9 protein-coding genes are annotated in these 8,993 nt (G+C 61.2%); 2 read left to right on the top strand and 7 right to left on the bottom strand.

What is annotated here, in order from left to right; translation table 11 throughout:
* Positions 1–209: 209 nt before the first annotated feature.
* From OUZ45_RS14920 to OUZ45_RS14895, 6 genes are all read right to left on the bottom strand, one after another.
* The gene (locus tag OUZ45_RS14920) at positions 210–1,370 is read right to left on the bottom strand and encodes a glutathionylspermidine synthase family protein (RefSeq protein WP_266170919.1); all 1,161 of its coding nucleotides are present in this window, start codon (positions 1,368–1,370) and stop codon (positions 210–212) included.
* Positions 1,371–1,374: 4 nt separating this feature from the next.
* Positions 1,375–1,932 (bottom strand): DUF1190 domain-containing protein, encoded by a 558-nt coding sequence (locus OUZ45_RS14915; protein ID WP_266170918.1) that lies wholly within the window; start codon positions 1,930–1,932, stop codon positions 1,375–1,377.
* Between the two features lie 22 nt (positions 1,933–1,954).
* Complete coding sequence (locus OUZ45_RS14910) at positions 1,955–2,599, bottom strand: DUF2491 family protein (protein WP_266170917.1); 645 nt, start codon at positions 2,597–2,599, stop codon at positions 1,955–1,957.
* Between the two features lie 90 nt (positions 2,600–2,689).
* Positions 2,690–3,379 (bottom strand): PspA/IM30 family protein, encoded by a 690-nt coding sequence (locus OUZ45_RS14905; protein ID WP_266170916.1) that lies wholly within the window; start codon positions 3,377–3,379, stop codon positions 2,690–2,692.
* Positions 3,380–3,390: 11 nt separating this feature from the next.
* Positions 3,391–3,948 carry a YjfI family protein gene (locus OUZ45_RS14900; protein WP_266170915.1) on the bottom strand — a complete coding sequence of 186 codons (558 nt, stop codon included), beginning with the start codon at positions 3,946–3,948 and terminating at the stop codon, positions 3,391–3,393.
* Positions 3,949–4,350: 402 nt separating this feature from the next.
* Entirely contained in the window at positions 4,351–5,949 is a 1,599-nt protein-coding gene (locus OUZ45_RS14895; RefSeq protein ID WP_266170914.1) for a hypothetical protein, read from the bottom strand.
* Between the two features lie 395 nt (positions 5,950–6,344).
* On the opposite strand from OUZ45_RS14895, the gene OUZ45_RS14890 reads away from it, so the two are divergent.
* Positions 6,345–7,157 (top strand): ParB N-terminal domain-containing protein, encoded by an 813-nt coding sequence (locus OUZ45_RS14890; protein ID WP_266170912.1) that lies wholly within the window; start codon positions 6,345–6,347, stop codon positions 7,155–7,157.
* Between the two features lie 184 nt (positions 7,158–7,341).
* Here OUZ45_RS14890 and OUZ45_RS14885 read toward each other — a convergent pair whose 3' ends face one another.
* Positions 7,342–7,893, bottom strand: coding sequence for an SRPBCC domain-containing protein (locus OUZ45_RS14885; RefSeq protein ID WP_266170911.1), 552 nt, complete (start codon positions 7,891–7,893; stop codon positions 7,342–7,344).
* A 283-nt stretch (positions 7,894–8,176) separates the two neighbouring features.
* Here OUZ45_RS14885 and OUZ45_RS14880 point away from each other — a divergent pair, with 283 nt between their 5' ends.
* Positions 8,177–8,626, top strand: a complete 450-nt coding sequence (locus OUZ45_RS14880) for an H-NS histone family protein (RefSeq protein ID WP_266170910.1) — start codon at positions 8,177–8,179, stop codon at positions 8,624–8,626.
* Positions 8,627–8,993: the final 367 nt, after the last annotated feature.

The following is an 8,993-nucleotide window of genomic DNA, read 5'->3' as shown; positions in this document are numbered from 1 at the left end:
ACCTGCTTGGCCACGTCAACTCCAAGGCGCGTAAGCTTCATGGGTGGACTCCTCTTCGCCAGCGACTGGTTCTATCGCTTCCAGTCTGGCACTCGATGCCGAAGACGGGGAGGAGTCCATCTCATTGCTTTGGGTCGAAAGCGGACGCCCCTAAGCAACATCAGGAAGCACACCTTCGGCCAGCGTCGACCAAAGGTACGCACGCCTCATCAGGTAATGACGTGCGGAACGAAGCGTGAGGTATCGCGAGTGATCAACCCACTGTCCTCGCGAATCCCAATACCAGCAGGCTGATCGGCGACCACCCAACTACCGATCAAGGGATAACCGCCCTCGAACTTGGTAAGCGGATGAAACGCCTGGCGAATGAAGGGCGACTGCGTATACGGCCCGGGCGAGGAAACCTCTTCACCGGTTGGAAGCCGCATCGCGATATTCGCCCCCTCGCGCGAGAACAGCGGCTTGCGCACCCACCCTGCGGCCACATCGCCGGCCCCGCCTTCGTCGAAGAACGCCGGAAGAAGATTGGGATGACCCGTGTGCCGCTCCCAGAGCAGAGGCAGGATGCCTTTGTTGCTGAGCACTGCCTTCCATGCCGGCTCGATCAGTTGCACACCTGAGCCTGGCAGGAAGCGGCCGAAGTCGTCTTGGAACAGCATCTCCAGCGGATACAGTTTGAACAGGGTGCCGATGACGATGTCGTTGAGGTCGGTGAACGCGCCGCCGGTGGACAAGCCAATGTCCTCGATCGCGATGGTGCCGGTCTCGACACCCGCCTGTGCCGCGCAGTCGCGAAGGTAGTCAATGGTGCCCTGATCTTCAGCGCTATCACGCACCGCGCTGAAGTAGAACGGGCGCGGCAGGCCCTTGGCGATGGCACCGAAGGCCTCGACGAGACACTCTTGCAGCTGATTGTACTGATCGGTGCCTTGCGCCAGCACGCCTCGCTGCTGTTGCTCCTCCAACCAGATCCACTGAAAGAATGCGGCTTCGTAGAGCGACGTCGGCGTGTCGTAGTTGAACTCGTAAAGTTTCGCCGGGCCGGTGCCGTCGTAGGCCAGGTCCATGCGACCGTACAGGTGGGGATGACCACGGCGCCAGGACTCGGCGATCCAGTCCCAGTACTGCGCTGGGATGGCCAGCCGAGTCAGGAGGCTTTCGCTATGGATCACCTCGCCGACCAGGGACATGGCCATTTCATGCAGCTCGCCGGTCGGCGCCTCGATGTCATTCTCGATCTGCTCAAGCGAGAACGCGTAATACGCCGACTCGTCCCAATACTTCTCGCCATCGATGGTATGAAAGCGGAATCCGTAGCGCTCCGCCGTGGCCTGCCAATCGGGACGCGGTGCGATAGCCAGGCGGCGCATGGGCTCAGCTGCCCCAACTGCCGGCAGCGGCCGACGACGAGCCAAAGCCGCCGCGGCTGGCGGTAATCGCACGACTGCCCGCCGGCTCCGCGCCGCCCGTGGTGGAGCCGCTTCCACTGGATCGACTCGACCCGCCGCCGTACGAGCTTGACCAACTGTAGGGCGAGTAATCGCGACCATCGCGCTGCCGGTAGAGGGGGCCGGCGTACTGGTAAGAGGGCGAGCCGCTGTGGAGCAGCTGCGACACCATGAAGCCCGTCATCAACGGACCCCAGAAGCTCCCTTCCCGCTCGCTGTGCCGTTCCTGGCACATGTCGGCACCGTAATCGCGAATGCAGTCTTCGCGAGTCTTGAAGTGTGGCGCGCTGGCGTCGGCGTTGGCCTGTGCGCGATCAAAATCGCGCTGGCACTCGTCCTGCGGCACGCCGGCCTTGGTGCAGTCGGCAACCGTGGTGAAGTTCTGCTGCTTCACCGAAGCCTCGGGTGCGGAATCACCGCACGCCGTCAACATCAGCGGCGACAAACCCATCAACAACAGTTTTGCCGTGGTGGAACGTTTCATGGCTTGCCTCCCGCGGCGCGCCTTAGGTGATGGAGAGATCGGCCGTGGTGACGTCGATGCCGAGCGAATAGACGACATCGAACTTATTGGGGCCGTAGTCTTCTGCCGTGATGAAGAGGTATTCGAAGCGCCCCGGCACGTCGGGCAGTTCGCGCTGGTAGAGCATCGAATAGTGGGTGAGGTCGAAGTCTTCCTCGCCACCTGACGGATGCGTCACTTTCTCGTCGTAGGCGACGGGCGGTGCCCAGCCGGGTTGCGTGGCATCGCCCCACACGCGGGTGTAGGTGTGTCCACTGAAGGTAACCTTGGGCTGACCCAGTTCCGACCCCGCTTCCGTCCACTGCTGGAAGGCCGCCGCGTTCGCGGGATTGACGGTGTCGGCGAAGACGAACAGCTTGATGTCGTCGACATCCCCGCTAGTGGTTTTCACCTGGATCCAAGCGTCGTCGGACAGATAGAAACGATAGAGATGCGTCCCGCCACCCAGATCGCAGGTGCCCAGCGCTTCGATGATCTGGTTGCCTGCGGGCGGCTCAAAACCAAAAGCCCCAGGGTGCGCATTGAAAATAACGCCGTCGATCTCGACAGCGCCGCCAAGGCGAAGGCCCAGCGGCAGCGACGGCGCGGCCTCGGGCGTCGGCTTGGAGCCGAATAGATTGCCAAACATTCCGGGAACCCCTGTAAGCGGTAGTGCCACGATCCTGCCTCATGCCGCGAAAGCCGCAAGGGCTCCGCGGCATGAGTCGGGGGTAGCGGTTTAGCCTTCGGCTTTCTTGAACCGAGCGAGGACGTCCGCGGCGGCAGTCGCGCCAGGCACGATGCCGGCGGCCTGCAGGCGCTGGGTGAGGTCGCCGTCGCCTTCCGCTGCGGCCAATTGGTTGGCCGCGTCGATCTGCGCGTCTTTCAACTGCTGCTGCGACTGGATGCGGTCCAGCGAATCCATCGCCGTGCGCAGCTGCGCGTTGGACCCCGTGGCACGAGCGGCAATGGATTCCTGTGCGCGCTGGACGGAGGCCGTAGCCTTGACGGTGTCGACTTGGCGGCGAAGGTGGTCGACCGTCGAGGTCGCTTGACGAATGGAGTCCTTCAGCTTGGCAATGTTCGCATCCATGCTGGCGATCAGCGCCTGATCCCCTGCAATCTCGTTCTCCAGGGCCGCCACCTTGTTGGCAACTTCCAAGGCAAGCGTCTGGTCGCCCTTGTTGATCAGCTGTTGAATGTAGTCGTTGTATTCCTTCAGCTTGGCCTGCTTGGCGTCCAGCTTGTCGCTGGCCACTTTGCGCTCGGCCATGATCTTGCTCAGGTCGGTGCGGGACTGGACCAGCGCTGTGTCGGCGTCGCGGATCTCTTGCTCGAGGATGGTTATGGCATTGCGGTCGACGATGGCCTGGCCGGCTTCGGTGGCGGTACCGCGAACCAGGGTAAGGAGTTTCTCGATGATGGCCATGGAATCAGGTCTCAGTGGATGTGGGTGGACAGTTCGTTCGCGGCTTGCAGCGCGTTGTGACCGAGGGTGTGGATCTCCTCGATGACATTCGCAAGCGGCGCGCGCGCTGACAGTTGACCGAACATGATGTAGGCGTCTTCGCCACTGATCCGGCTAAGGCCCAAGTTCGACAGGGGATAGATGGTATTGAGGCGAAGGCAGGCCTCGTTGAACGTTGCCCGGTCCTTCACTTGGTCGGCACGGCACAGCACGGTGGACACATGCACCTCGCTGCCGGAGGCGAGCATCTGCATCTGCAGATCATGATGGTCGTGCGCCTCGATATGGATCGTCTGCTCGGAGCCGTGGTGCATGGCCACGCTGGCCAAACCTTCCTTGCAGTAATCGGATTCCTTCAGCGCTTCGAAAAGAGATTGGGTCGTCCAGTTCTGGCTCATTGCGTCGTTGTCCATGAGGTAGACATAGGGTGGGAGTACAGGCATGCGAAGCATTTGTTCGATGCGGGCTAGCGCTTCTTTGTGCTCCTTGCGGATGTAGACCTGCTCCGGGACAAGCCCTTGCTCGCGCATACGCTCTCGGTAGCGCCGCTGAGCCAATGCCCCAGAAGAGGGTTTTCGGGGTGGTCTAGACACGATTCACGTTCGGCCGATGACATTACATGTAATCGTTACATGTAATTGGGAAAGTTCCTAGTGCCAGACGTCACCGTGTTGCCTGCCTAGGCAGGCGTCGCGTGCATAGCACTACCGCGCACCGACGATGGGGTCTCGACCGATCGGGGGGCCATGCCGGCCGCGATGCTTCAACGGCCTCCCACCTTGCAGGTGGCGGACCAACGCCGGCTACTCGGCGGGCAAGGTCGCCAATGCCATGCCCAATCCCACATCTCGCCCTGGGAGCCAAGGACAAGCTACGGGATCTGGATGGCGGCACGCCCCCACTTCTTATGAAGTGAGGGCGCGAGGACACGCTTACTGACAGGTGGAGAACTTGAACGACTCCAGACGCGTGCTCCAATTGAAAGCGCCGGTGGTCTTCAAGTACTCGTTCGTGTACCAGAACGTGCAGTCGTCAACGGGATCGACCGTCATCGCGCTGTAGTCGCCCCAGCGCGACAGGTTGCTGCCACTCTGCGAGCCCAGACCTTCGATGATGCTCGCTTCGGCCTGCATGGTGCTCAGCGGATCGGTAGCCAGGCGACCGGTGTAACGGATCGCCGGATGGATCGAACTACTCGAGGCGCTATAACCCAAGGCCATGTTGCCCTGCTTGTCCATCGCCACCGAGCCGAGCCAGCGATAAGTCGTGTCGGGCGAATAGCTGGATTGCTGATACACCACGGGTGTCGCCCCCGGACTGCGCACCTCATACCAGCGCACACCGGTGTACGGGTTCTGCCTGTTCGTGCCGACCTTCACTGAGTGAGTGACCACCAGCGATTCGTGGTCGGTGAAGTGGCGGTAAGCCAGGCGGAACATCAGGCGATCCGCCAGCGAGTCCAGCTTTTGCTTGGTGCCGGCTTGAGGAATGCAGGTACCGCCACTGCACGCTGCGGCAAACGAAGCCACCGGAATGACGATGGGCCCCGTCAACGTGGTGTTGGCCGTATGGGCCCAATCCACATGGAACTTCCACAGATTCAACTTGCTGGCGCCGAAGTTCATCAGATAGTTCGGCGCCCCAGCCGGCGGGGCCGTGCTGCCGTCCAGATCGGCCGGCAAGACACTGCCATAGCTGCTGGCGAGCTGGAAGCACTGCTGGGTGGCGGCGGCACCGCTCAACATGGCATTGCGGTCGTAGGCGCACAGCTTGGCACCGGCGAACGTATTGCCGTTGAACATGTTGAAGGTCTCGTAGTACGCATCCGGCCACACGCCCATCTTCGGGTAGTCGGGGAACGTGCTGCCGTACGGGAACGCGTAGCGATAGTACGCCCCGGTGGCGTCGCTGGTCGCGGAAACAGCCACGCATTCGAAGTACGGCGCGGCCGTCACTGCAAACTGCGAGATCACCCAGCGGCCCGCCGCCTTGTCGTACACCACGGTGGCGTCTCCGTCGTTGTCGGTTTCGCAGGAACCGCCAAAACCCGACCACAAGGTATTGGTCTGCACCGGTCCGTAGGTCACCGCCTTGGTGGCCTTGTCGAACACCGCGAAACCAGTGTTGACGATTTGCACGTATTGCGTGGCACCCACCGCACCGTTGGTATCCGGCGGCGCGCTATTGACGGTGAATGTGCCTTGCGGCCCGCTGAAGCCGTTGCCCACGCCATCGACACCGGAGCCGGCCGTCGGTGCGGCGACGCCACTGGTGGCGCCTTGCACGGCACCATCGGTCGGATTGCCCGGGCCGTCCAGCCACGGCAGCGGACGTGCGGGATGGTTTTGAGCGCTCTTGGAGAAATCGTCGGGTCGCGGCATGACACCGCGCAAGGAATGCAGCACATCGTGCTGCACGGCAGGCGTTACCTCGGGTGCGGATGGCGTATCGGCATGGACATGGCCAGCAAGGGCAACACCGATCGCGACACACCATGCGGCGCTATGACCGCTCGGTTTCTTCGGAAGCATGACCCCCTCCATAAAGGTGCGATGACCTGTAAAGGCCGAAGTACGCATGAGCCGCCCGCAGCCATGACGATGACCACAGCGCGGCACGCTGACCGAAACACCTTCGGCGAACCCCTTCAAGCCGGCTGTCGACTGACATAAACGCACGACAGCACGTCGGAACGATATAGCGTCGATTCGACATTACAGGGGTGTGCGGGTGCTACGCACTCCTGTGAATCGCCTAGAACGAATGGACTACTACCGACGCGCCTCTACGATGTGGCCGGCTCAGCATTCGACGACAGGCCGCGAGCAAGTCACGGCATCGTCGGCCGGGCCAACGTCGAATCGGCAAAAGTGCCTCGTCATCTCTACAATGCGGCCCCTTTTGCCATTCCCCGGACCCTGCGCTCATGGACATCGTCGTCAATGAAGAACTCAAAGCCTATATCGACCCGATGACTCCGGAAGAGTACGAAGCGCTGGAGCGAAGCATTCTGGCCGAGGGGTGTCGCGACGCCTTAGTGCTATGGGGAAACATACTTGTCGACGGTCACCACCGCTACAGCATATGCCGTAAGCACGAACTGTCCTTTCAGACGATGCAGAACACGCAGTTTCGATCCATGGATGATGTGCATCTATGGATGATCGACCAGCACCTCGGTCGCCGGAGTGTCTCGGCCTTCCAGCGTGGCGTGCTGGCACTGCGCAAGCGCGAAATCCTGGCCGAACGACGGGCTCGTGTGCGAGAGGCCGATAGTCAGGTGCAGACGCCAGCCCCTTCAGCAATCACCGACAACACACCGGAAGAAGCAGCCCCTGCTCATGCCGTCACAGCAGACACGCCGCAGCCCGAGCCGTTGATCAGCCGCGTGGCCATTGCTCGCGAAGCTCGACTTAGCCATAGCCAAGTCGGCATGATCGAAAAGATCCAGAAGCAGGCCACGCAGGAAGTGGTGGCGGCCGTGAAGTCCGGCACGATCTCGATCAACGCCGCGGCGGCCGTAGCGAGCTTGCCGGCCGAGGAACAGCGAGCCGCCGCTGTCGCCGGTGGAAACGAACTCAAGCAGGCGGCCAAACGTGTGCGCGAAGCCCGGCGCAAGCCTCGCGATGAGGAGACGGCCCCGCAGGATAGCGAGCTTCACGAACTCCGTCGGCGCGTGATCGAGCTGACTGCCGAGAACGAAGCTCTACGTCTTCAGCTGGCGGAGTTACGCGGCTAGGCGTGTTTGCCTGGGTCGAAAACGAACATCCCCAGCTCGCACAGCCGAGATTCGACGCGAATCAGGTGAATGGCTGATTTGAAGCCAGATCGAAACGCATGCACTCACTTTGCGGGCTTGAAACGATGACCGCTTTGGAAAGCGGACGTTCGCACACAGTGGCAGCGGGCACTCCCCCGGCGCGCTAGCCGAGAAATTTCTTGAGCGGTTCCCAATAATGGTGGTGCCAACCCCAATCCAGGTGATCGAATTCGCCAGCGGGGAAACCGATGTGATCGAAAGCCAATGTGGATTCGGAGCCGCGCGGCTTCAGTTCAAACCGAACGATGGAATAGACGCCTGCATCCCAATGGGTGGGACGCCAGGCTTGCACGATGCGCTGGTTGGCGATCAGTTCGATATGGCGTCCGACGATCTGACCGCCAAACAGGGAGAATGCGCCGCCTGGTTTGGGATCGATTTCCGCTGGCAGACCCGAGAACGCGGCAAACTGTTTAGCGTCGAGAAGTGCCTCGTAGATGCGCTGCGAGCCGGGTTTGAAATCGATGTCGTAGTGCAGGGATGTGCGCGCCTGATGGGCTTCCATGGCTGGTTTTTGCTGCATCGCCACCGGCTGGGCCCGCGCCCAGACACGAGAGTCAACCAGTAAGCTGCCCAACGCAACGGCCATGCCGGCGATAACCTGGCGGCGCGTGGGCACAGGGGTGAATACGGCTGGATGGGTTCCCGTTTTCATGGTGACCTCTCCGCGATGTGAACATTCTCGGGCTTCCACTCATGCCATAAAGTGGGAGCTCTGTCGTTCCCGATAGACTGGAAGCCAGTTGCGTTATACGCCTCCTTATACGATTTGGTCGCATTTGGCGGACATCCGCTGGGATGAAAATGGTCGCTTTTGACCCCTTCATGGGCCCTTGCCGATGGCAAGAAATGGCGGAGCCATAGCGATACGAGTTGACAATATCGCTCAAATGCTCATGCTTTAGGCTGACTACCCGGTCAACAGAGAGAGAATTATTATGGCCATGAATCTAGAAACACTGTCTCCGAAAGAGCTTCAGGCTCTCATTTCCACGGCGCAATCGCAGATGCAGGCAGCCCGAGCCAATCAGGTTCAGGCGGTGCGCAGCAAAATCGACGCGCTGCTTCATAGCAGTGGCCTGACGCTCGCCGATGTTTATCCGACCCGTGGCGGGAAGGCTGGAAAGGGCGGAAAGAAATCGTCCGTCGCGCCGAAATATCGCAACCCGGCAAATCCGGCGCAAACCTGGTCGGGGCGCGGCAAGCGTCCGCTGTGGTTTGTCGATGCACTGAAGCGTCGTGGCGTCACCGCCGAGAGCCTGCTGATCTCCCCGGCCGCCCAGGCGCCCGCCCCCGCCAAGGCAGCCAAGACTGCCCGGAAGGCGACCAAGAAGGTCGTGCGGAAAGCCGGCAGGAAGTCGACGGCCAAGAAAGCTGCCAAGCGCTAACTGAAACATCAGGCTGCAGGCTTCGGCCGACGCAAACCCCGCCGGAATACTCCTGCGGGGTTTTTCTTTGTCCGTCATTGACAGCAAGAGATCTGATATGTCCATCGGCAACAACATGGACGCCGATATTCATTGAGGGATGGCCTCAATATCAGTGCACTATTCCTAAATGACAGCTGTCATGGGGCTCGGGGTGCGCGTTATTCCAGTCGAGTGAAAGAGCCCATCCGAACCGAGTCACACGTCGAGCGGATAAGCGGCTTCCGATGTGCCATCGACCGCCATATCCCGAATGCACAGAAACTTGGCTCGGCCTGAAGCGACGACTTGTCCCCTGCCGATATCACGCGCAGACTCCGCTCGACCC

The organism is Dyella subtropica, from assembly GCF_026283965.1.
Taxonomy (GTDB): Bacteria; Pseudomonadota; Gammaproteobacteria; order Xanthomonadales; family Rhodanobacteraceae; genus Dyella_D; species Dyella_D subtropica.
Note: the sequence above shows the minus strand (reverse complement) of the source record. Positions and strands in the feature narration are given on the sequence as shown.

Coding starts and splice junctions, on each gene's coding strand:
- OUZ45_RS14900 (WP_266170915.1), bottom strand. CDS start 3,948: ATGCGCGAGCAAGGGCTTGTCCCGGAGCAGGTCTACATCCGCAAGGAG.
- OUZ45_RS14890 (WP_266170912.1), top strand. CDS start 6,345: ATGGACATCGTCGTCAATGAAGAACTCAAAGCCTATATCGACCCGATG.
- OUZ45_RS14885 (WP_266170911.1), bottom strand. CDS start 7,893: ATGAAAACGGGAACCCATCCAGCCGTATTCACCCCTGTGCCCACGCGC.
- OUZ45_RS14920 (WP_266170919.1), bottom strand. CDS start 1,370: ATGCGCCGCCTGGCTATCGCACCGCGTCCCGATTGGCAGGCCACGGCG.
- OUZ45_RS14880 (WP_266170910.1), top strand. CDS start 8,177: ATGGCCATGAATCTAGAAACACTGTCTCCGAAAGAGCTTCAGGCTCTC.
- OUZ45_RS14895 (WP_266170914.1), bottom strand. CDS start 5,949: ATGCTTCCGAAGAAACCGAGCGGTCATAGCGCCGCATGGTGTGTCGCG.
- OUZ45_RS14915 (WP_266170918.1), bottom strand. CDS start 1,932: ATGAAACGTTCCACCACGGCAAAACTGTTGTTGATGGGTTTGTCGCCG.
- OUZ45_RS14910 (WP_266170917.1), bottom strand. CDS start 2,599: ATGTTTGGCAATCTATTCGGCTCCAAGCCGACGCCCGAGGCCGCGCCG.
- OUZ45_RS14905 (WP_266170916.1), bottom strand. CDS start 3,379: ATGGCCATCATCGAGAAACTCCTTACCCTGGTTCGCGGTACCGCCACC.